Source organism: Bradyrhizobium guangdongense (assembly GCF_004114975.1).
GTDB classification, from domain to species: Bacteria; Pseudomonadota; Alphaproteobacteria; order Rhizobiales; family Xanthobacteraceae; genus Bradyrhizobium; species Bradyrhizobium guangdongense.
The window spans coordinates 1,589,845-1,612,512 of sequence record NZ_CP030051.1; the positions used below are offsets into that span (position 1 = coordinate 1,589,845).

Below are 22,668 nucleotides of genomic sequence, written 5' to 3' on the forward strand. Positions count from 1 at the left end.
TCCACCCGATTTGAAACCGATCTAGATCTCGGCGAGCTCCGCGACGTGGTCCGCAATCGCGAGCGACGACGTCAGGCCCGGCGATTCGATGCCGAACAGATTGATCAGGCCTGCAACGCCATGATCGCGCGGACCCTGCATCAGGAAATCCTGTGTCGCCACCGCCGGCGGCACGATCTTCGGGCGGATGCCCGAATAGCTCGGCATCAGTGCGCCGTCGGGCAGTGTCGGCCAGTATTTGCGGATCGCGGGATAGAAGCGTTCGGCGCGTGACGGATCGACCTCATAGTCGATCGTCTCGATCCATTCGACGTCGGGGCCGAAGCGCGCCTGTCCCGCCATATCCAGCGTCAAATGCACCCCCAGCCCCCCGGGCTCGGGCACCGGATAAATCAGGTGGGAGAACGGCGCGCGCGCATTGCAGCTGAAATAATTGCCCTTGGCGAGATAGGCCGGCGGAATCCGGTCGACAGGCATGCCGTCGATGTGACGTGCCACGCTCGTTGCGGAAAGTCCTGCGGCGTTGACGAGCAGGCCGCATTGCAGCGTCATCGGCGCTTCGCCGCCGGCTTCGATCTCGATGATTCCGCCATCCGCCTTGGCGCGGATCAGCGGCGTGTGAAAGGCAAAGGCTGCACCTGCCTCCTCGGCCTCGCCGCGCAGCGAGAGCATGTAGGCATGGCTGTCGATGATGCCTGTTGAGGGCGACAGCAGCGCGGCATCGCAGGCCAGCGCCGGCTCCAGCGCGCGTGCGGCCTCGCCCGGGAGCAACTGCATGTCGAGCACGCCATTGGCCTCGGCATGCGCCTTGATCGATTGCAGCTTCTCGGTTTCCTTCGGATTCGTCGCGACGATCAGCTTGCCGCAGTTCTTGTGCGGGATGCCGCGCTCGCCGCAATAGCGGTACAGCGCGTGCTTGCCGCTGACGCACATGCGGGCCATCCAGCTTCCGGCACGGTAATAGATTCCGGCATGGATCACCTCGCTGTTGCGCGAGGAGGTCACGGTGCCGATGGCCTCGGCTTCCTCGAGCACGATCACCTCGCGGCCGGCCTGTGCGAGCCGCCTTGCCACCGCGAGCCCGACCACGCCGGCTCCGACGACGACGCAGTCGACCCTATCCATGGTTGTGCTGGCGCCCTGTTGAAGAGGCTGATGGCGCCGGTTTGCCTTGCAGGCCTGCCGTGCGGCCGTTTTCCGTTAAGGAAGCATTTATCATGTCAGGGCAATTGCCGTAATTCACGTCACATTTTTCTGTTGGGCGTACAGGCGTTTACCCGATCCAAACCCGTGAAGCCAGACAATCCGCAGTTGAAATCGCGGGTGGCTGATGGCTGAGAAGAACTGGCAGGAAGGCAGCATGCTTCCGATTGCTGTGCAGGCCGTCGTGGGCCTGACCGGCGCGGTCGCGCCTTCGCGTGCCTATGCGGAGAGCCTCGCGGCGCCGAGCCGGCTCGGCGATCTCGATCCCAATCTGATCTGGGAAGTCCTGATTGGGGGCATCGTCGTCTGCGCGTTCCTGGTCGCCATCGCGCTGTGGATCCATTCCGCGCTGCGTCGGAACAGGCGTGCGCAGCTGCGCCGCAACGCCTTCATCTCTTCCGCTATGAACAACCTCAATCAGGGCGTAGTGATGACGGATGCGCAGCGTCGCATCATCTTCTGCAACGACCGCTATCTCGAGATCTACGGCTTGGCGCGCTCGGATCTCCGGGCCGGGATGACCGGCTACGACATCCTTGAGCTCAGGCGAAAGCGCGGGGTCCTTGGCGTCTCCGACGACGACTTCTACGAGAAGGCGTCAAGTCCCAACGGCCTGATCACCGAATTGCCCGACGGTCGCGCCATTCTGGTCAAATATTTCATTCTGCCCAACGGCGGCTCGGTGGCGACCCATCTTGACGTCAGCGAGCAGCGCAAGCTGTCGCGGCAGCTTGCCGCGACCAAGCAATTCCTGGAATCGGTGCTGGACCACGTGCCCGCCTGCGTCGCCGCCAAGAACATCGAGGACGGCTGCTATATCTTCGCGAACAGCGCCTATGAGCGGTTCTGGGGATTGTCGCCTGACTTCGCGGTCGGCAGGAAAGCGCGGGAGCTGTTTGCGCCCGGCTCGGCGGCCAGCATCGAGGCGGCCGACCGGGCGGCGCTCGATTCGCCCGATGGCCAGTACCGCAACGAGTTCGAGGTCGATCGTGCCGGTGCGCGGCGCATGGTTGCCTCGATCCGCATCGTGGTTCGCAACGAGAGCAACAAGCCGGAATTCCTGCTGGTGGTGTTCGAGGACATTACCGATCGGCAATCGCTGTCCAAGGAGCTGGAGAGCACCAAGAAGTTCCTCGAGCTCGTGGTGGACAACATTCCGGTCGCGCTGATCGTGGAGCAGGTCAAGGATGGCCGCTACCTGCTCGCCAATCGCAGCGCCGAGACGATCCTCAACCGCAGGCGCGAGGAAGCCACCGGCCTGACCGCCTCCGATATCTTCAATGCCAAGGAAGCCAAGCTGATCATCGCGCGCGACGAGGCCGCGATCAAGAAGCGCGGGATGATCACCGAGGAGCATCCGATCTCCACCAAGGACGGCTTGCGCCTGTTCCTGACCCGCCGTGCCACGGTGCTCAACGACGCCGGCGAGCCGCAATATCTGATCAAGACCCACGAGGACGTCACCAACCGCCGGCAGACCGAGTCGCGCATGGCGCATATGGCCTATCACGACGGCCTGACCGACCTGCCGAACCGCGCCGCCTTCCTCCAGGCGCTGAACCAGATGATCGAGGCCTGCGAGGGCACCGACGAGGAGTTCGCGGTGCTTTGCGTCGATCTCGACGGCCTCAAGGAGGTCAACGACGTGTTCGGCCACGCGCTTGGCGACAAGCTGCTGGTCGAGGTGGCGCAGCGGCTCCAGGATGCCGCACGCGGCGGCCTGGTGGCGCGCCTGTCCGGCGACGAATTCGGCCTGATCATCGACGGCAAGCAGCCCGATGCAGGCCTTGCGCTGGCGCAGCAGCTCGGCGAGGTGCTGGCGCCGGAGTTCCACATCGATGGCCGCGCGGTTCGTGCCGGCATCACCACGGGCATGTCGATCTTCCCGCACAATGGCCCCGATGGCGCCGCGCTGCTCGCCAATGCCGGCGCGGCCCTGTTCCGCGCCAAGCAGAAATCGCGCGGCACGATCAGCCTCTACCAGCCCGAGATGGACCAGCAGATCCGCGACCGCCGCGTGCTGCATCAGGACCTCTCGATGGCAATCAAGAACGGCGAGCTGTCGCTGGCCTTCCAGCCGCAGGGCATCGCGCGCAACAGCGTCGCCGAGAGCGAGATCATCGGCTTCGAGGCGCTGGCGCGCTGGCAGCACCCGGTGCGCGGCCAGGTCTCGCCCGCCGACTTCATCCCCATCGCCGAGGAAAGCGGGCTGATCGTCGAGATGGGCGAATGGATTCTGCGCGAGGCCTGCCGTGAGGCGGCGTCGTGGCCGAAGCCGCTCCAGGTCGCGGTCAATTTGTCGCCGGCGCAGTTCATGCACGGCGACGTTGTCGGGCTTGTTCATTCGATCCTGATCGAGACGGGCCTTGCGCCCGGCCGGCTCGAGCTCGAAATCACCGAGGGCGTGCTGATCGAGGATTTCGATCGCGGCCTGGCGCTGCTGCGTCGGCTGAAGGCGCTCGGGGTGCGGATCTCGATGGACGATTTCGGCAGCGGCTATTCATCGTTGAGCTATCTGCAGGCGTTCCCGTTCGACAAGATCAAGATCGACCGCGCCTTCATCGTCAATCTCGGCCGCAATCCGCAATCGGCCGCGATCGTCCGCGCCGTGATCGACCTCGGCCACGGCCTCGAAATGTCGATCATCGCCGAGGGCGTCGAAACGATTGACCAGCTCGCGTTCCTCGCGCGCGAAGGCTGCGACGGCGTGCAGGGCTATCTGCTCGGCAAGCCCTTGCCGATCGGGCAATATGCCGGCCTCGTCGGCCGCGTCGAGACCATGGAGCTTGCGCTCAAGACGGGCTAGAGCGTTTTCGAGCGAAGTGGCTACCGGTTCGCGTGAAGAAAACGCGTCAAGACAAGAATCTAGAGCCCCGTTCCGATTCCATCGGAACGGAAAAGGCTCTAGTGAGGAGAGACTTGGCTCGCTCCCTCTCGACGGTTTCATGGCGGATTACGACCTCGCGATCATCGGTGGCGGCCTCAATGGCGTCAGCCTCGCGCGCGATGCGGCCGGCCGCGGCCTGCGGGTCATCCTGATCGAACAGGGCGATCTCGGCGGAGCAGCCTCGTCGGCGACGCCGCGGCTGATCCATGGCGATTTGTCGGTGCTGGAGCGTCGCGGCTTCCGGCGGGTGCGCCGAGCTCTTGCCGAACGCCGAACCTGGCTGCGGATCGCGCCGCATCTGGTGCGGCCGATGAGTTTTGTGATCCCGGCGCATGCGGACGAGCGTCCGCCATGGCTGTTGCGGGCCGGATTGTATGTTTATGACGCGCTGGCGAACCGCGGCGGCCTGCCGCAATCGACCACGCTCGACATCACGCATCATCCGGTCGGCAACGCGCTGAAGCGTCCGTTCGGTATCGCATTTGAATACGCTGATTGTATCGTCGACGATTCGCGCCTCGTCGTGCTTACGGCGCTGGATGCCGCCGAGCATGGCGCCACGATCCGCACCGGGGCGCGCTGCGTCCGCGCCGACAGGACCGACATCTGGCGGCTCGCGCTGGTCGATCGCGGCCATCGCCGGGTGATCACGGCACGTGCGCTGGCCAATGCCACCGGGGGCTGGACATCGTTGGTCGCTGAGACGGTGCTGCGACAGCCGCTGCCGGCAATGGCAGCCGTACAGATGAGCCAGATCGTCGTGCCCAGGCTGTTCGAATCCGACAACGTCTATGTGTTCCAGAACAATGACGGTCGGCTGATTTTTGTCAGCCCGTTCGAACGCGACTTCACGCTGGTCGGCACGGTCACGCACGACTTCACCGGCGATCCCGCGGTTGTCGCAATGCCGGGTGCCGATGTCAGCTATCTCTGCGAGGCCGTGAGCCGTTACTTCCGCGAGCGCGTCGCCCCGACCGACGTTGTGCGCACGGTCTCCGGCGTCAATTTGACGCTCGCAGCCGCACGGCGAAGAGACGTCACCACGCTGTTCCACGCGCGCCGGCGCAAGGCGCCGCTGCTCACGATGTTCGGTGGCGACGTCACGACCTCGCGGCTGCGCGCCGAGCGGGCGGTGACACGGCTGACGCCGTTCTATCCGATGTCGCGGCCCTGGACTTCAGACGCAGCATTGCCCGGCGGCGATTTCGCCTGGGATCGTTTCGAAACCGAAGTCGATCTGGCGCGCCACCGCTGGCGGTTTCTTTCCGAGCCGCAAGCGCGCCGCCTGGTCGCGGGCTACGGCACGCGGCTGCCTGATGTGCTGGGCGAGGCGAAGACACGCGAAGAGCTCGGCCCGGCCTTCGGTCCTGAACTGACCGGCGCCGAGGTGCGCTATCTCATGGCCCGTGAATGGGCGCGCTTTCCCGACGACATCCTGTGGCGCCGTTCCAAGCTCGGCCTGACCATGCCTGCCGCGGGTCGGGACGCACTGGCGGCCTTCATAGCGGACTTGGCTCGAACCAGTTGAGCAAAGGACGTTCCGCGGCTAGCGTGCGGCGGCATTGGGGTTGGCTGGGACGATGACTGACGAATTGCCTGGAACGGATACCGCGGTCGCTGCGGCAGGAGATGTGTCTCCGTCCATCGGCCAGCCGCTGCTGCGCATCGAGGGCGTGGTGAAGACGTTCGGAACGTTCCGTGCCGTCGACGGCGTATCGCTCGACATCAAGGCCGGCGAATTCTTTGCGCTGCTCGGGCCGAGCGGCTGCGGCAAGACCACGCTGCTGCGCATGCTCGCGGGGTTTGAGGCCCCGGACGAAGGGCGCATCCTGCTCGGCGGCAAGGACATTGCGCAGGCGCTGCCGCACGAGCGCCCCATCAACATGATGTTCCAGAACTACGCGTTGTTTCCGCATCTGTCGGTGCGCGACAACATCGCCTTCGGCCTCAAGCGCGCCGGCATGTCGCGCGCCGACATCGCCCCCCGTGTCGCGGAGATGGTCGCGCTGGTGAAGCTCGAGGGGCTGGAGAAGCGCAAGCCCGACCAGCTCTCCGGCGGCCAGCGGCAGCGCGTCGCGCTGGCCCGCGCGCTGGCCCGCCGGCCGCAATTGCTGCTGCTCGACGAGCCGCTCGCAGCGCTCGACAAGAAACTGCGCGAGAACACGCAGGGCGAGTTGATGGAGCTCCAGCGGCGACTCGGCATGACCTTCATCATCGTCACCCACGACCAGGAGGAGGCGATGACGATGGCCAGCCGGATCGGCGTGATGAAGTCAGGCAAGCTTGTGCAGGTCGCGTCTCCGCGTGAGCTCTACGAGGCACCCCGCTCGCGCTGGGTCGCGGAGTTCGTCGGTGACATCAATCTGTTCGACGCCGAGTCCAAATTGCGCGATGGCCATCGCTTGGTCGTCGGCACGCGTGATGCGGGGACGCTGGTGGTGGCCGAGCCGCGCCAGCCGCTCGGTGACGTCAAGTTCTCGGTCGCGATCCGCCCCGAAAAGGTCAAGCTGTCGCGTCGTGGACCGGTGAGCGAGGTGGGTCGTGGAACCGCGATCAACGTGCTGGACGGCGTGATCGCCGACATCTGCTATCTCGGCGGCACCACCACCTACAAGGTCAAGCTCGATGCCGGTGGGATGGTGCAGGCGTCCGTCGCCAACAGCGCCCGCCTCGATGTGGATGCCTACAGCCTGAACCAGCATGTCGTCGCCTGGTTCACGCCCGACGACTGCGTGGTGCTGCCGTCATGAGCGCGCGCCGGATTTTCGCGCGGCCGGCGCGCTTTGCCGCGATCGCGCCATATGTCTGGATGGTGCTGTTCTTCCTGGTGCCGTTCGGCTTCGTGCTGAAGATCAGCCTGTCGCAGACGGTGATCGCGCAGCCGCCTTACGAGCCGCTGTTCGATCTGACGGCAGGGTGGACCGCAATCCAGGCGGCTTTTGCCGCGCTCTCGATCGACAATTTTCGGCTGCTCGCCTCCGACGACCTCTATGTGTTCGCCTACCTCCGTAGTCTGACCGTTGCCCTCACGGCGACCGGCTTGTTGCTTCTGATCGGCTATCCCATCGCTTATGGCATGGCGCGATTGCCGAAGCGCTGGCAGGCGGTGGCGATGGTGCTGGTGATCGTGCCGTTCTGGACTTCGTTCCTGATCCGCATCTATGCCTGGATCAACATCCTCCAGCATGACGGCCTGCTCAACCAGATCCTGCTGGCGCTGCGCTTGGTCAGCCAGCCCGTGGTGTGGCTGTCCACCGACACGGCGATGTATATCGGCATCGTCTATTCCTATCTGCCGTTCATGATCCTGCCGCTCTACGCCACGCTCGCCAGGATGGAGCCGGCGCTGGAAGAGGCCGCCAGCGATCTCGGCGCGCCGCCTTGGCAGGTGTTCTGGCTGGTGACCTTCCCGCTGTCGCTGCCCGGCGTCGGCGCCGGTGTGCTGCTCTGCTTCATCCCGATCGTCGGCGAGTTCGTGATTCCGGATCTCCTCGCCGGCTCCAATTCGCTGATGATCGGCCAGACGCTGTGGCTTGAATTCTTCACCAACAAGGACTGGCCGGTGGCCTCAGCCGCGGCGATCCTGCTGCTCGTGGTGCTGCTGTTGCCGCTTCTCTTCTACGAGCGGCTGCAGCGCCGGCAGCTGGAGGAGCGCTGAGATGCGCAAGGTCTCCCGCCTGTCTCGCTTCAACATCGCTTCGCTCGCGCTGGGCCTCGCCTTCCTGTATCTGCCGATCCTCATTCTCGTGATCTATTCCTTCAACGCCTCGCGGCTGGTGACGGTGTGGGGCGGCTGGTCCCTGCGCTGGTATCACGAGTTCTTCGCCGACCGGGCCATGATCGAGGCGTCCTGGATGAGCCTGCGGGTCGCGGTCTCATCCGCCACGATAGCCACGCTGCTCGGCACGCTGGCCGCCGTGGCGCTGGCGCGCGGCGAGCGCTTTCGCGGCCGCACGCTGTTCTCCGGCATGCTCTATGCGCCGCTGGTGATGCCGGAGGTGATCACGGGACTGTCGCTGCTCTTGCTGTTCGTGGCGCTGAACGCCGAGCGCGGCTTCTGGACCGTGACGATCGCCCACACCACGCTGACGATGTGTTTCGTCGCCGTGGTCGTGCAGTCGCGTCTCGGCTCGCTCGACCGCTCGCTGGAGGAGGCGGCGATGGATCTCGGCTGTGCTCCGGTTCGCGCCTTCCTGTTGGTGACGTTACCGCTGATCGCGCCCGCGATCGTCGCCGGCTGGATGCTGGCTTTCACGCTCTCCCTCGACGATCTCGTGATCGCGAGCTTTACGACCGGCCCCGGCTCGGCAACCCTGCCGATCCGGATCTATTCCGAGGTGCGGCTGGGCGTGAAGCCCGAGATCAATGCGATCTGCACGCTGGTGATCGCGCTGATCGCGGTGGTCATCGTCATCGCCTCGCTTGCTTCAAAACTGTCGAGCTCGCAGGGCGAGAGTGCAGCGCCTCTGTAGAGGAGAACAGGCCATGATGTTCGTATATCAGATAGTGATCCATACGCCGCCATGGGTCTGGATCCTGCTCGCTTATCTGGTTTGGCAGGGCATCAAGTCGATGCAGCCGCGCAAGGCGCCGATCTGGCGCGCGCTGATCGTCCCGGTCGTGTTCATCGTCTGGGGCGTCTCGCGGATTGGCTTTGGGCACCAGGATAACCAGTGGCCGCTCGTCGCATGGATCGTGGCGGCGCTGGCGCTGCTGCCTTTGGGCGTGTTGACGCCGCGCCCGTTCGATGTCGATCGCAAGACCGGGGAAATCATCCGGCCGGGCAGCGCGTTCGGGCTGATCCGCAATCTCGTCGTGTTTTTTCTACAATATACGGTGAGCGTGATCTCGGCGATCGACGCCGGCGACCGCGCCGTGGCCATCATTGTCGGCCGCGCCATCTCGGGCGCGACCGCCGGCTATTTCTTTGGCTCGATGATCGCGCTGCTGATTGCATATCGCAGGAAGCGCGCGGCCGATGTCTAGGACTTCACCGCACCGGCCGTCAGCCCGCCCACCATGTAGCGGCGGAAGGCGTAGTAGACCGCGGCCGGCGGCAGCGCGTAGATGAAGCCGGTGGTCATCAACAGCTCCCACGGCGAATCGTCGGCGGCGAGGAAGTTGCCGAGCGCGACGGGAAGCGTGATGTCCTGGTCGTTCGAGAGCAGCAGGAACGCGTAGAGATATTCGTTCCAGGCGAGCAGCACCGCATAAGTGCCGATCGCGACCAGCGACGGCATCATCAGCGGCAGATAGACCAGGCGGAAGATCTGCAGCGTCGTGGCGCCGTCCATCACCGCGGCTTCGTCGAGCTCGACCGGCAGCTTGTCCGAGGCCTGCTTCAGCACCCAGATCGCGTAAGGCGAGGCGATCGTCACCATGGCGAGGATCAGCGACCAGCGATTGTTGAGCAGGCCGTAATTACCCATGGTGCGGTACATCGGCACGGCGAGGAACGCGGCGGGGATGAAATAAGTGAACAGCGCGAGGTTCAACACCATGCGTCCGCCCGGCACCTTCAGCCGCGAGATCGAGAACGCCGCGGCAGTTGCGACGACCAGTGTCAGCGCGCCGACGGCGGCTGCAATCACCACCGAATTCCAGAACTGGACGTAGAAGTCGCGCAGGAAATAGTGCTGCTGCTTGAACACGATCTCGAAGTTGTGCAGCGTCGGGTGGTCCGGCCACAGCTTGCCCGAGAAAGCGTCTTCCTTCGGGGAGATGGCGAACAGGAACATGTGGTAGATCGGAATCATCGTCCACAGGAAGACGGGAATGCCGATCAGCAGCAGCCGCGCTTCGGTGGCGACGTCACGCCAGGAAAATTCGCTTACGCCGGGGAGCTTCATCGCGACAACCGTTTCATCATGAAGTACACGAGCGGCAGGACGAACGGCATCGCGCAGACGATGGAAGCCATCGCCAGCGAGAGCTGGTCGAGCCGGAGATAGCGGATGCCGAGTGTCGACAGCACATGCGTGAGGTCGGCCGGCCCACCGCCGGTGAGAAGGTAGACGCTGTTGAAGTCGCCCAGCGTCCAGATCATCGAGAGCAGCGTGCAGGTCACGTAGAGCGTCTGCATCGACGGCCAGGTGATGAAGCGGAATTTCTGCCACCAGCTGGCGCCGTCGACCTCGGCGGCCTCGAACAGATCGTGCGAGATCGCAAGGCGGCCGGTGATCAGGATCAGCGTCCAGAACGGCAGCGACTTCCAGATGTGCACGGCGATCGCCATGGTCAGCGCCACGGTCGGGTCGTTCAGCCAGTTCGGGCCGTCGTCACCGGTGAAGGCGAAGATGTAGTGATTGATTATGCCCCATTCGGGATTGAGCATGAACCGCACCGACAGGATGGTCGGGATCGACGGCACCGCCCAGGGCAGGATGAAGATCACCGAGAGCCATTTGATCCAGGTGCGCTGCTGGGCGAAGAAGCCGGACAGGAACAGCGCGATCAGCATCTTGATGTTGATGCCGATGACCAGGAAGATCAGCGTGTTGACCGCGGCGCGCGCGAAGATCGGGTCGTTGTAGAGCGCGACATAGTTCGATGGGGCTCGCGCCAGCCAAAGCCCGTAGCAGACGGGGTAGACGACGAAGGCGAGGAAGACGAGGAAATAGGGCGTGAGCAGCACGATGCCCCAGACCTGCGCCGGGCTCAGCCGCGACGACAAGGGTGGGGCGATCGCCTGATCGCCAGAGAGCGTGATCGCCATTCTTTTCGGACTCTTCAAAGAGAAGCCGGCCGCGAAACGCGGCCGGTGTTGTTCTTACACCTCTCCCCGCGAGGCGGGGAGAGGGAGGATGGACTTAACCCGCGACCTGCTTGATGCGGGCGATCAGTTCGTCGACCGCTTTGTCGACCGGAACCTTCTCGCTGACCACCCGGTTCATCGCCTTGGCCCACACGTTCTCGTTGTTGAGGATCGTGAACTTCCAGTTCTTGGTGAAGTCGAACGGCGCGGTTCCGCCCTTGAACTGCGCGTACACGGCCTTGCGGTGCTTGTCAGCCTGCCAGAACGGGCTTTCCTGGCTTTCCTTGGTCACCGGGAACCAGCGGCCGAGCGCGCCCTCGATATAGGGGCGAACATTATCCTCCTGGAGCAGGAAGCTGATGAACTGCTTGGCCTCGGCCTTGTTCTTGGCCGCGGTGAAGATCAAGCCGGTCTTCACGTCGGAGCGGTACTTGATCGTCGAGCCATCCGGCGCCTTGGGGAAGGACGCCGTGATGATGTCCTGCTCATAGGCCTTCTTGCCAGCGTCGCGCTGCTCCTGGGTGAGCGCCTGGTTCTGCGAGTCCTCGTACCACTTCGCCGCGATCGAGATCGTGAAGTTGTGGGTCATCACGATGGTCTTGTTGTGGAAGGCGACGTTGTTGTCCGGATCCTTCCAGGTCGTGGAGGACGGCGGCGTGCAGCCCTTGATGTAAGTGTCGGTGTAGTCCTTCATCGCCTTGATCAGGCCGTCGCGGACCTTGGGATCGTCGACCAGGAGCTTACCGTCGTCGTCAACCAGCTTGACGTGATAGGCATCCATGAAGGTGTAGAACGACTGGAAGGCATCGGTGGATTCCACGCCCATCGGCTGGCCGACGGCATAGATGCGCTGACCGGTGGCCTTGCGGATCGCCGGCTGCACCTTGTCGCACCAGAACGACCAGTAGCCGGTCCAGTCGTTCGGAATGTCGCTCTGCTTGAAGCCGGCCTTCTCCAGCATGTCGTTCCAGATCTGGACGTGCATGCTCTGCTGCTTCAGCGGGAAGCCGTAATAGGCCTTCTTCTTGGCGACGTCGTTGTAGAGGATCGAGGCGTCAAGCGTGTTCTGCACGAACCGATCCTTGATCGGCTCCATGACGTCGGTGAGATCCTCGAGCTTGCCTTCATAGGCCCACTTGCCCTGTGCCTGCACGTCATAGGAATCGGAGTAGGCGACATCCGGCACGGTGCCGGCGTCGAGGGCGGCGACCGTCTTCGGAATCATGTCCTGGATCGCATACTGCGACAATTCGACCTTGATGCCGGTCTTGGCCTCGAATTTCTTGATCGTCTCGATCAGTGCGTCGTCTTCGGAGCGGTAGAAGCCCTTGCTCCACCAGACCGTAATCGTTTTCTGCTGCGCAAAGGCGGGTGCGGCGGCTGCAAACAGCCCGACCGCAGCGACCGCCAATGATACTGCGCCAATAACCTTGGATCTCACGTTTTTCTCCCTCAAACGGCCGGTGTTTTAACCGGTCGGATAAAACACTAGCGCATGGCGGAAGTCCGATCTAGCGCCATCTTGTCAGACCAATGTCGCGGGGACAGAGCCTCAGGGAGATGCTTAACGCGCGCATCGATCCAATCGCCGCATCAATTCGCGGCAATCAATTCGCCTTGTGCGTCGCGGCTCAGCCCGACCAAGCGCAGCGCCACGCGCCTACGAGCCTCTATTTCGAACGGCTTGACCGCGGCTTGCCTTGCCCGCGGGCTTGCGGAGGAGAACGCCATGCCTCGAGCAGCATCTTGAGGAATTGGCTGGCATGCGGAGAGAGTGTCGCCCCGCGCCTGCGCACGATGCCGATCGTCCGCGACACTTCCGGCTCGGTCAAGCGAATGGTGTGAATGATCGGATGGCCGGCGGCGGGTGTCGCCAGCCGTGGCAGCACGGCGATGCCGAGGCCCGCTTCGACGAGGCCGAGCGAGCCGGAGAGGTGAGCGACTTCGTAGGACCAGTTCAGCTGCAGGCCGTGTCGCGCCAGCGCATTGTCGATCAAGGCGCGATTGCCGCTGTTGCGGCCGACGGTGATGACCCGGTGCGGCACGATATCCGGCCAGCTGACCTGTTTGCGCGATGCCAGCGGATGGTCATGGCGGCAGGCCAGCACGAAAGGATCCTCGACCAGCTTCTCGAATTCGATCTCGGCATGCGAGGCCCCGATGAAATTGATGCCGAAGTCGACCTCTCCGCGCGCGACCGCTTCCAATCCCTCGTTGGCACCGATGTCCAGGATGCGGACGCGAATGCGCGGATAGGCTTCGGCAAACCGGCCGATCGCGCGCGGCAGGAAGTAGAACACCGTTGTCGGCACCGCCGCCACCGAGACCAGGCCCGAGCTTCGCGCGCCGATATCCTGGATGGCGAGCACGGAAGTCTCGAACTCGTCGATCAGGCGCCGCACCTTTGGCAGGAAGTCGCGGCCGGTCATGGTGAGATTGACGTGGCGCGTCGACCGCTCCAGCAACGGAGCGCCGAGGCTTTCCTCCAGCTTCTGAATGCGGCGGCTCAGCGCTGGTTGAGACAGGTTGAGCGCCTTGGCGGTCCGGACAAAGCTTCCCGTTTCCGCGACGGTGATGAACGCCTTGAGGTCGAGCAGTTCTGCGTTCATGGCGAGCTCCTATTATACCGATATACGAAATAATACCTCAGATATTTGCATTTCACAAAAGAGTTCGGAGGGAGGATGTTCTGGGTCAGGCGAAGAGTTCGCCGAACGGAACAGCACCATGAACGATCAGATTGCCATTCCCTGTGTGGTCATGCGCGGTGGGACCTCGCGCGGGCCGTTTTTCCTGGCCCGCGACCTTCCGGTCGATCCGCAGCAGCGCGATGCGTTGCTGTTGTCGGTGATGGGAGGCGGGCACGATCTCGGCATCGACGGGATCGGCGGCGGCAATGCCGTCATCAACAAGGTGGCGATCGTCGGACCGGCATCGGTTCCAGGCGCCGATGTCGACTACCTGTTTGCCCAGGTCCGTGTCCGCGAAGGGGTCGTGGATACGTCGCCGAACTGCGGAAACATGCTGGCGGCGGTGGGGCCGTTCGCAATCGAAGCCGGCCTGATCGCCGCGACAGCAGATATCACCCATGTGCGCATCCACAACGTCAACACCGGCAAGCTGATCGATGCGGCGGTCGCCACCCCCGGCGGGCGCGTGACTTACGAGGGCGAGGCGCGGATCGACGGCGTTCCGGGAACGGCCGCGCCCATCGAACTGTCGTTTCCGAACGCGGCCGGCGCACGCACCGGTCGCCTGCTGCCGACGGGACGGCCGGTCGACCGCATCGATGGGATCGACGTGAGCTGCATCGACGCGGCAATGCCTGTGATGCTGGTCCGCGCGGCGGACCTGGGCTGCACCGGCCGTGAGGCGCCTTCGGACTTCGCCGACAGCAGCTTTCGCGCGCGTCTCGAAACGCTGCGCATCGAGGCCGGGCGCCTGATGGGTCTTCCTGACGCCGCCAACATGGTGATCCCGAAGCCGGTTCTGATTGCACCGGCAAGCGGGGCGACGTTGAACGTCAGGTACTTCATGCCGCATGACTGCCATAGCGCGCTGGCGGTGACCGGCGCCGTCGCGATTGCGACGGCGTGCCTCACGCCCGGAACGATCGCCGCGGAGATGGTCGGACCGCTGACGGCGCCGGTGCCGATCACGCTCGCCCATCCCTCCGGCCAGCTCCTGGTCCGGCTGGAGCCCGGGCCGGTCGCCCGGGTGCAGCGGACGGCCCGCCGGATCTTCGAGGGCCAGATCTTCGCTCGCCGGTCGCACGTGCCTCATGCGGTCCTGGCGGCCTGAGGGCCACCGCTTTTGCAGCCATCAAGAAAAAATCAGAGCCATGGGAGAAGCGATCATGCACAAGGAAGCGCGGATTGGATACGAGGTCATCGAGGCGCGGAAGCCGTTCTACCGGATCCTCTACGTCCAGGTCCTGATCGGCGTCATGCTCGGCGTCCTCACGGGCCACTTCTGGCCTGAATTCGGCGCCGCGCTGAAGCCTTTCGGCGACGGCTTCGTCAAGCTGGTCAAGATGATGATCGCACCGATCGTGTTCTGCACCATCGTGAGCGGCATCAACAGCATCAGCGATTCCCGCGAGGTCGGCCGCACGCTGGTGAAGTCCATGGCGCTGTTCTATCTGCTGACCGTGCTCGCGCTGCTGGCCGGGCTGATGGCCGTCTCGTTGATCCAGCCGGGCGCGGGCATGCATGTTTCAGTCGCGACGTTGGATCCGTCGGTGGCTGCGAAATTCACCAAGCAGGCAGCTGCGACCGGCTTTGCGGACTTCATGCTGCACATCATCCCGCATTCGTTCTTTGGCGCGTTTGCGGACGGCGAGGTGCTGCCGGTCCTTCTGGTCTCCATCCTGATCGCTTTTGGTCTCAGCCGTGCCGGCGACCAAGGTGTCGCGGTGACAAAGGCGGTCGCCTCGTTCTCGCACGTGCTGTTCGTGTCCTTCGGCTTCATCATGAAGCTCGCGCCGCTCGGAGCCTTCGGCGCCATGGCGTTCACGGTCGGCCGCTACGGTGTCCGTTCGATCGGCTCCCTCGGACTGCTGATCCTGACCTTCTATATCGCCTGTTCCGTCTTCGTGGTCGTCGTGCTCGGGACGCTGGCGCGGCTGAACGGCTTCAGCCTGTGGAAGACCATCCGATATTTCAGGGAAGAATTGCTGATCGTGCTCGGCACGTCCTCGTCGGAGCCGGCGCTGCCTGGCGCGCTGCGCAAGCTGGAGCAACTCGGATGCCGGAAAGGCGTGTCGGGGCTCGTGCTGCCGATGGGCTATTCCTTCAATCTGGACGGCAGTGCCATCTATCTCACCCTGTCGTCCATCTTCATCGCGCAGGCCTGCGATATCAACCTGTCGTGGGGGCAGATCGCGGCGATGCTCGGACTGATGCTGCTGACGTCCAAAGGGGCGGCAGGCGTCACCGGCAGCGGCTTCGTCGCACTCGTCGCGACCCTCACCGTCATGCCGGATCTGCCGGTGACCGCCGTGGCGCTGCTGGTCGGCATCGACCGCTTCATGTCGGAAGCGCGGGCCCTGACCAGCATGATCAGCAACTGCGTCGCGGCGATCACTGTTTCCCTGTGGGAGAATGCCTGTGACCGCGAAGTGCTGGCCCGTGAACTCGGGCAGAGCGGCGCTCTGCAAGCCCCGGCCGGCGCGGGGATCCGCGAGGCGACGGTAGCCGAGGACAAGAGCTGGATCGCGACGACGCGATCGGCTGCCTGACGGAAACCAGCCGCTCGCCGCGTTCAACCCGGCAAGTCGCGCCTGAAGTTAAGGAGACGACCGAACGGAGAGAGCGGCATCGATCGCGCTAGTTGGATTTGGCGTTCTCTTTGGCGTTCTCCGCCGTCGGCGATCCCTCAGGCTCTTGCCGCTTTCCGCCGGTGATGCGCTGCTTCAAGAGGTCGAGGAAAGGAGACGCGGCGGGCGAGTGGCGGATCAGGGCCTCGGGGTCGGGGAAGATCAGCGGATCGTCCCAGGGACCCTGCACCATGAAGGGCAATTGAAAGCCGGAGGCCGTGTTGAGGCTGGCGACACCCTTCATGTCGTATTCGCGCGTCGGCACCGACGCGGTGCCGGTCAGCGTGATCTTCGCCGAAGGCCCCTCGATGCGGATGTCCTCGGCGGTGGCGATCCCGTCGGCGAATTTCACCGCAATGGTGAGGTTGTCGTAGGGCGTCGAGCCGTTGCGGAAATTGCCGCCGCCGGACAGCGGGCGGCGCTCGAGCCGCTTCAGGAGCTGCTCGGCATTGAAGCCCGAGATCGCGCCGTCGTGCCCGGTCACCGTGGCGGTACCGTCGAGCGACTGCATCAGACCGAACGGGCTCGAGCCGGAGGCGACGAGAGACACGTTGATGTTGCCGCGGCCGGACAGCTTGCTGAGGCCGAACAGTTCGGTGGCACAGGCCTGGAGGTCGACGTCGGTGAACTGGAATTGCGCCTTGATGTCGGCGACGGTGTCGGCGCGCGAGATGCCGAACGAACCCTTGGCGATGCCGCCATAGACCTGCGCCTCGCCGACCGAGAGCGCCAGCGTGCCGTTGCGCAGATTGGCGCCGATCGCGGTGCGGCCGAGTTTGGTCGGGCCGACCGTCAGCTTGGCTGCCGACAGGCGCATGTCGAGGTCGGTGGTCGAGAGGCCGTTGAGGTCGAACAGCTGCCTGTTCCAGTCGCGCGCCCCGCTCGCGAGCAGGCGGAAGGTCGAGATGTAAGGCGTGAAGTCGAGCGCGTCGGCGGCGAGCGTCGCCTGCAAGGTCTGCCGGCCGTTGTTGGCATAGGTCATCACGCCCTCGGCGGCGTTGCCGTCGAGCTCGACATTGACGTTGGTGAGTGCAATCGAGGCGCCGACGACGTTGGCGCGCGCCTTCAGCGTGAACCGGCCGAAGCCGCCGCTGCCGGGCTGCGGCTGCCCGGTCCAGCGCAGCGCGTTGCGCAAGGACGGGCTATCGATGGTGAGGGTGCCTTCCATCATCGGGCTGGTGCGGTTGGCGACGCTGCCGTCGAAGGCGAGCTTGAGCGGCGCGCTCGCGATCCGCGCCTTCAGCCCGGAACGGTCGCCGGAGAGGGCGGCGACGAAATCGGCAAAGCTGATGGAGCCGTCGACGCGCTCGCCGCGCCAGTCGAATTGCCCGGTCGCAGCGAAGGAGCGCGAGATGGAGGGCCAGGCCAGCGACAGATCGATGTCCTCGAACTTCTCGGTCGCGTGCGTTGCCATGTCTTCGTAATTGAGCACGCCGTCCTGGATCCTGATTTCCGAGAACGAGACCTGGTTGTCGGCGCCGGGCTTCATCGTGCGTGCGATGGTCTGGATGAAGGGAGTCCAGTTGCTCTCGCCATCCGGCTTCAGGCTGACATGGATGTGAGGCCGCAGCAGCGTCAGGTCGGCGATCTCGAATCGTTGCAGCAACAGCGGCAGCAGGCGGAGATTGGCGGTGAGTACGTCGACATGGAGCGCGGGGTCGGCCGTGCCGCCGCCCTTGAGGCCGACGTCATGGAAGGAGATGTAGCTCGCCGGCAGCACGGAAATGTCGATGCTGCCTGCCACACTGAGCTCGAGCCCGGTGACGTCGCGGATCTGCGCTTCCACGGCCTTGCGCAGCGCGTCGCGGTTGATGAGCCAGGAGGTCGCGATCAAGGCGATCAGCGCAACGCCGAGCAGCGCCGCGATCGGCGTGCCGAGGCGCTTCATTCCTTGGGCCATGGTCAATGGCATGTCCTGATCGAGTTGGTCGCTGGAGCCAAATGGGCGGGGCGGGAAACCTGAGCGCCCCCACGCCCAACCCCTGCAACTTGATGGGTTTTCTTGTCGCTTTCAAGGCCGCGGACGGGTCTGCCCACGGTGTGGGCAGCTTCTAGCACCGGGCCGCGATGCGGAGAACCCCGTATCATTGACGGCTTCGGACGATTTCGCCTAATAATCGCCGCCAATAGGGCGCGACGCCTGCAAGCCGAAGGTTTCCTGCATGAATAAGGTCTATCCCGACGCGAAGTCGGCCCTCGACGGTATTCTGAAAGACAATATGATGATCATGTCGGGCGGCTTCGGCCTCTGCGGCATCGCCGAGGAGCTGTCGGACGCGATCCGCGAGTCCGGCGTGAAGGGGCTGACGGTCGTCTCCAACAATGCGGGCGTCGACGGCATCGGTCTCAGCCGCCTCTTGGAAACCCGGCAGATCAAGAAGATGATCTCGTCCTATGTCGGCGAGAACAAGCTGTTCGCCCAGCAATTCCTCGCCGGCGAGCTGGAGCTCGAGTTCAATCCGCAGGGCACGCTGGCCGAGCGCATCCGCGCCGGCGGCGCCGGCATTCCGGCCTTCTACACCAAGACCGGCGTCGGCACGCTGATCGCCGAAGGCAAGGAAGTGAAGGAGTTCGACGGCGAGAAGTATCTGATGGAGCGCGGCCTGTTCGCCGACCTCGCCATCGTGCACGCCTGGATGGGTGACACCGCCGGCAACCTCATCTACCGCAAGACCGCGCGCAACTTTAACCCGATGATGGCGACCGCGGCCAGGATCACGGTCGCCGAGGTCGAGCATCTGGTTCCGGCGGGCCAGCTCAATCCCGATCACATCCACACCCCCGGCATCTTCGTGAAGCGCATCGTCGAGGTCGGCACGGCCAAGAAGCGTATTGAGTTCCGCAACACCCGGCCGCGTCCCTCTGCGGCTGCAACGGGAGAAGAAGTCTGATGGCCTGGACCCGCGAACAGATGGCGGCGCGTGCCGCCAAGGAGCTGCGCGACGGCTACTACGTCAATCTCGGCATCGGCATCCCGACGCTGGTCTCGAACTACATTCCCGACGGCATGGATGTCTCCCTGCAGAGCGAGAACGGCATGCTCGGCATGGGCCCGTTCCCGTATGAGGACGAGGTCGATCCGGACCTCATCAACGCCGGCAAGCAGACCGTCAGCGAGCTGCCCTCGACCTCCTATTTCTCGAGCGCGGATTCCTTCGGCATGATCCGCGGAGGCCACATGGACCTGTCGATCCTGGGCGCCATGCAGGTGGCCCAGAACGGCGATCTCGCCAACTGGATGATCCCCGGCAAGATGGTCAAGGGCATGGGCGGCGCGATGGATCTCGTCGCCGGCGTCAAGCGCGTCATCGTGGTGATGGAGCACTCCGCCAAGGACGGCGCCAAGCTGCTGAAGAAGTGCAATCTGCCGCTGACCGGCGAGCGCGTCGTCGACATGGTGGTGACCGATCTTGCCGTCTTCACCATCGACAAGCACGGCAGCGGCGGCATGGCCCTGATCGAGCTCGCCGACGGCGTCACGCTCGACGAGGTCAAGGCCAAGACCGAGGCCGAATTCCGCGTCGCGCTGAAGAACACGTAAGGTCTTCGCCAAGGGGGCGCGCATGACGATCCGGTCTGCGCGTCCCGAAGACGCCGATTTCATCGCCGGAATCATCCTGTCATCGATGCGCGGCTATCGCTCGCGCGGCTGGTTCGACGTCGCGCTCGGCTGGCCTGAAGCGCGGTGCCTCGATTTCATTGCGCGCGTTGCGACGGCACGCGCGGTGTCGATGTGGCATGTCTCGCAGTTCCTGGTCGCGGAGATTGACGGGAAACCGGCAGCGGCGCTCTGCGCCGTGCCTGCGGCGAACACCGGCCTTTTGGCCTGGCGCGCGATCGAGGAGGTCGGTTTCGCGACAGGGCTCGCCGCGGCGGAACTGGACGCCATCCGACAGCGCGGTGCCTACACGCGAGCCTGCTGGGTTCAGGGCGGCGAGGGCGACTGGATGATCGAGCATGTCGCCACCGATCCGGCCTATCGCGGCCGTGGTCTCGTGCAGGCCTTGATCGCACACGCGCTGGAGAAGGGGCGGGCGGCCGGATTTGCCCGCGCGACGATCTCGTTCCTGATCGGCAACGAGCCCGCCGAGCGCGCCTATGCCAAGGCGGGCTTCGCGTTTGCCGAAGAGAAGCGCGATCCCGCCTTCGAGTCGATCATCGGCGCGCCGGGCTTTCGCATGTTCGCGCGGACGATGTGATTGCGCCGCGCCTCGATTGGAAGCGATCCGGCGACGACGTGGCCTACGACCGCGCCGCCCAGACCTTGCTCCACCGTGCCGACACGCTCGCCATCCAGGTCCTCTCCTCCCGCACCAGGCGGAAGCCGAGATTGGCGGGCGGCACGCCCTGCGCGCAGCCGCCGGCGCGGGCGTCGCGAATGAAGTCGGTGACATAGGCGCGGTGGGCGCCCTCGGCGACACGCACGCCGCAATTCACCGTCGGTCGGCCGGCATTGCCTGACGCATCGAGGTGCGAGCGTACGAAGCAGGTCGAGGTCCACTCCCAGACATTGCCGGCGAGATCGGAGACGCCGCGCTCGTTCAGGCCGAACTTGCCGAACGGATAGGCCCTGGTGTCGGAGGAGCCGCGCTCGGATTCGCGCTCATAGCGGCTGATCCAGCGCTTCGAGGGATCGCTTTGATCGACCGGCACGCCGTCATCCCTGAACCTGGCGCCCGCGGCGAACGCCCATTCCTCATCGCTCGGCAGGCGATAATGCTTACCCGTCTTGCGCGACAGCCAGACCGCATAGGCTTCCGCATCGTGCCAGTTCACCTGCACGACGGGGCGGTCGGGCGCGATCACGACGTCCTTGTCCAGCGCGCGGCAGGCGCCATCCTCCACGCAAAGCTGATAGTCGGCGGAAGAGACCTGCTCTCGCATGATGTGAAGCGGTCTGTCGAATTGCAATGTACGCAGCGGCGCTTCGGCCTGCTCCCCGCCGCGGGTGAAATCCCCGGCCTCGCGATATGCGAAGCTGCCGGCGGCGATCTCGACGATCGCGGGCTCGCTTTGTGTGCCGTGAGCCGTCATCTCGGAAACCAGCGGCGCAACGGCGAGCGGTCCGGCGAATCCGGCCGCGCAGGCGAGCACCAGTTTAAGCTTGAATGCGATCAGCATGGTCGCCCCCGGAAGGAAGAAGGGGCCGGCTGTTGCCGGCCCCGCGTCGCGTCTAGTTGGTGGTACCGGGCGGGATTTCCGCAGGCGCCTTCACCTGGGTCATCAGATCGTCGTTCCACTTGCCTTCGACCTTGAAGTGCGCGGTGGCACCGAGATCGGCCGCCTCGATCAGATTATGCGTGACATAGGCGTAGATGCCGGGTTGCAGGAACTTGTACATCGCCGCTCCCGCCGAGCCGCCGCGGATGAACCAGGTCTCGAGCCCGGTCTCGGGCGGATTGGAGAACTTGCCCGTTTCCCAAACATAGTCGCCATGGCCGCCGATCAGATGCGGACGGCTGTCGCGGTTGGCCTGAGAATGTACGATCAGCACGTTCTCGCCGACATTGGCGGTCAGCGCGTTCTTGCCGGTGAGTGCGCCGACCTTGCCGTTGAACACGACATGGGTGGGGATCAGCTTCTTCATCACCTCTTCGGTGTCGGTGAAGGCTTCACCCGGCGAGTCGTAGGACTTGAAATTGCCCTTCTCGTCGCGCGGCACGTACATGTCCTGCTCGCCGATATAGTAGATCTTGTCGTACTTCAGGGCGTGGCCCTTGCCGTCGTTGAGGCCGTCGCGCGGCAGCACCATCACCGCGCCGTTCATGCCGGAGACGACATGCCAAGGGATCATCGGGCCGCCCGGGGCGCAGTGGTAGACGAACACGCCGGTCCGCGTCGCCTTCCAGCGCAGCACGACCTGCTCGCCGGGATTGATCAGGGTGAGCGCGGCGCCGCCGAGTGCACCGGTTGCGGAATGGAAGTCGATGTTGTGCGCCATCGTGTTGCTCGCGGGATTGACCAGCGTCACTTCGACGTAGTCGCCCTCATGCGCGACCATCAGCGGACCCGGCATCGAGCCGTTGAAGGTCATGGCCTGGAACGTGGTGCCCTTCTCGTCGATCACGACCTTCTTCTCCTGGATCGTGAGCGTGAACTCGAGGATCTTGGGACCCTGCTTGGTCGCCTGCTCGTGCGCATGCACGAAGGGTGGTGCGACCAGTTCGATCTTCTGGCGCGGCAGCTTGAGATCCTCGGCCGCGAAGGCGGGGGCTGCCAGCATCAGGGCCGTCGCGGCGGCGCTGATCAATGCGGCTCTGCGGGTGAACATCGGAAGCATCCTTCATGTGAAAGGGTTTTGATGACGGATGCAGTGTGCGCCTGTTGTGGCAAGAGTGTTTGCGCTGCGACAAGCTTTCGCCGGATTCGCCTCCGGTAAAATCCTTAAGAGCGTTGCCGAAGGACAGGCAGAGCGCGCGGCCGCAGATCGCGGGACATACTTCGCGTCGTCGGCCGCGTCAGCGGCAACTCGTTCGCATGTTCAATGGTGTTCGATAGCGAATATCG

Annotated in this window: 19 protein-coding genes; 11 read left to right on the plus strand and 8 right to left on the minus strand. The window is 64.5% G+C overall.

Annotation, left to right across the window (positions count from 1 at the left end; translation table 11 throughout):
* Positions 1-21: 21 nt before the first annotated feature.
* Positions 22-1,125: an NAD(P)/FAD-dependent oxidoreductase gene (locus X265_RS07630; RefSeq protein WP_128964249.1), complete on the minus strand. Its 1,104-nt coding sequence runs from the start codon at positions 1,123-1,125 to the stop codon at positions 22-24.
* 205 nt (positions 1,126-1,330) lie between these two features.
* Here X265_RS07630 and X265_RS07635 point away from each other — a divergent pair, with 205 nt between their 5' ends.
* From X265_RS07635 to X265_RS07665, 6 genes are all read left to right on the plus strand, one after another.
* The gene (locus tag X265_RS07635) at positions 1,331-4,009 is read left to right on the plus strand and encodes a sensor domain-containing protein (RefSeq protein ID WP_128964250.1); all 2,679 of its coding nucleotides are present in this window, start codon (positions 1,331-1,333) and stop codon (positions 4,007-4,009) included.
* Between the two features lie 139 nt (positions 4,010-4,148).
* Positions 4,149-5,618, plus strand: coding sequence for a glycerol-3-phosphate dehydrogenase (locus tag X265_RS07645; protein ID WP_128969172.1), 1,470 nt, complete (start codon positions 4,149-4,151; stop codon positions 5,616-5,618).
* A 52-nt stretch (positions 5,619-5,670) separates the two neighbouring features.
* Entirely contained in the window at positions 5,671-6,840 is a 1,170-nt protein-coding gene (locus tag X265_RS07650; RefSeq protein ID WP_128964251.1) for an ABC transporter ATP-binding protein, read from the plus strand.
* The gene (locus X265_RS07655) at positions 6,837-7,748 is read left to right on the plus strand and encodes an ABC transporter permease (RefSeq protein ID WP_128964252.1); all 912 of its coding nucleotides are present in this window, start codon (positions 6,837-6,839) and stop codon (positions 7,746-7,748) included. The genes X265_RS07650 and X265_RS07655 overlap by 4 nt, the downstream gene beginning before the upstream one ends.
* Before the next feature lies 1 nt (position 7,749).
* Entirely contained in the window at positions 7,750-8,562 is an 813-nt protein-coding gene (locus tag X265_RS07660; protein ID WP_128964253.1) for an ABC transporter permease, read from the plus strand.
* A 13-nt stretch (positions 8,563-8,575) separates the two neighbouring features.
* A complete protein-coding gene (locus X265_RS07665) occupies positions 8,576-9,076 on the plus strand; it encodes a DUF6622 family protein (protein ID WP_128964254.1) in 501 nt (166 codons plus the stop codon).
* Here X265_RS07665 and X265_RS07670 read toward each other — a convergent pair.
* The 4 genes from X265_RS07670 to X265_RS07685 all read right to left on the minus strand — a co-directional run bounded on the left by X265_RS07670 (position 9,073) and on the right by X265_RS07685 (position 13,453).
* Positions 9,073-9,939: a carbohydrate ABC transporter permease gene (locus tag X265_RS07670; RefSeq protein WP_128964255.1), complete on the minus strand. Its 867-nt coding sequence runs from the start codon at positions 9,937-9,939 to the stop codon at positions 9,073-9,075. The two genes, X265_RS07665 and X265_RS07670, sit on opposite strands and share 4 nt — an antisense overlap.
* Positions 9,936-10,805 carry a carbohydrate ABC transporter permease gene (locus X265_RS07675; protein WP_128964256.1) on the minus strand — a complete coding sequence of 290 codons (870 nt, stop codon included), beginning with the start codon at positions 10,803-10,805 and terminating at the stop codon, positions 9,936-9,938. Before X265_RS07675 ends, X265_RS07670 begins: the two co-directional genes overlap by 4 nt.
* Before the next feature lie 94 nt (positions 10,806-10,899).
* Positions 10,900-12,285, minus strand: a complete 1,386-nt coding sequence (locus tag X265_RS07680; protein WP_128964257.1) for an ABC transporter substrate-binding protein — start codon at positions 12,283-12,285, stop codon at positions 10,900-10,902.
* Between the two features lie 229 nt (positions 12,286-12,514).
* Positions 12,515-13,453: a LysR family transcriptional regulator gene (locus X265_RS07685; protein ID WP_128964258.1), complete on the minus strand. Its 939-nt coding sequence runs from the start codon at positions 13,451-13,453 to the stop codon at positions 12,515-12,517.
* Positions 13,454-13,571: 118 nt separating this feature from the next.
* On the opposite strand from X265_RS07685, the gene X265_RS07690 reads away from it, so the two are divergent.
* Positions 13,572-14,645 carry a 4-oxalomesaconate tautomerase gene (locus tag X265_RS07690; protein ID WP_128964259.1) on the plus strand — a complete coding sequence of 358 codons (1,074 nt, stop codon included), beginning with the start codon at positions 13,572-13,574 and terminating at the stop codon, positions 14,643-14,645.
* Positions 14,646-14,700: 55 nt separating this feature from the next.
* Positions 14,701-16,083 carry a C4-dicarboxylate transporter DctA gene (gene dctA / locus X265_RS07695; RefSeq protein WP_128964260.1) on the plus strand — a complete coding sequence of 461 codons (1,383 nt, stop codon included), beginning with the start codon at positions 14,701-14,703 and terminating at the stop codon, positions 16,081-16,083.
* 88 nt (positions 16,084-16,171) lie between these two features.
* Here the strand turns inward: dctA and X265_RS07700 are convergent, their stop codons facing one another.
* Complete coding sequence (locus tag X265_RS07700; RefSeq protein ID WP_164938979.1) at positions 16,172-18,061, minus strand: AsmA family protein; 1,890 nt, start codon at positions 18,059-18,061, stop codon at positions 16,172-16,174.
* Positions 18,062-18,323: 262 nt separating this feature from the next.
* Here X265_RS07700 and X265_RS07705 point away from each other — a divergent pair, with 262 nt between their 5' ends.
* The 3 genes from X265_RS07705 to X265_RS07715 are packed head-to-tail and all read left to right on the plus strand — an operon-like array spanning position 18,324 to position 20,360.
* The gene (locus tag X265_RS07705; protein WP_128964262.1) at positions 18,324-19,052 is read left to right on the plus strand and encodes a CoA transferase subunit A; all 729 of its coding nucleotides are present in this window, start codon (positions 18,324-18,326) and stop codon (positions 19,050-19,052) included.
* Positions 19,052-19,702 carry a CoA transferase subunit B gene (locus X265_RS07710; protein ID WP_092302797.1) on the plus strand — a complete coding sequence of 217 codons (651 nt, stop codon included), beginning with the start codon at positions 19,052-19,054 and terminating at the stop codon, positions 19,700-19,702. Before X265_RS07705 ends, X265_RS07710 begins: the two co-directional genes overlap by 1 nt.
* A 22-nt stretch (positions 19,703-19,724) precedes the next feature.
* Positions 19,725-20,360 (plus strand): GNAT family N-acetyltransferase, encoded by a 636-nt coding sequence (locus X265_RS07715; RefSeq protein WP_128964263.1) that lies wholly within the window; start codon positions 19,725-19,727, stop codon positions 20,358-20,360.
* A 43-nt stretch (positions 20,361-20,403) separates the two neighbouring features.
* Here the strand turns inward: X265_RS07715 and X265_RS07720 are convergent, their stop codons facing one another.
* Positions 20,404-21,282 (minus strand): SUMF1/EgtB/PvdO family nonheme iron enzyme, encoded by an 879-nt coding sequence (locus X265_RS07720; RefSeq protein WP_128964264.1) that lies wholly within the window; start codon positions 21,280-21,282, stop codon positions 20,404-20,406.
* 52 nt (positions 21,283-21,334) lie between these two features.
* On the minus strand, positions 21,335-22,432 hold the full coding sequence (gene nirK, locus X265_RS07725) for a copper-containing nitrite reductase (protein WP_164938461.1): 1,098 nt from the start codon (positions 22,430-22,432) through the stop codon (positions 21,335-21,337).
* Between the last annotated feature and the right edge of the window lie 236 nt (positions 22,433-22,668).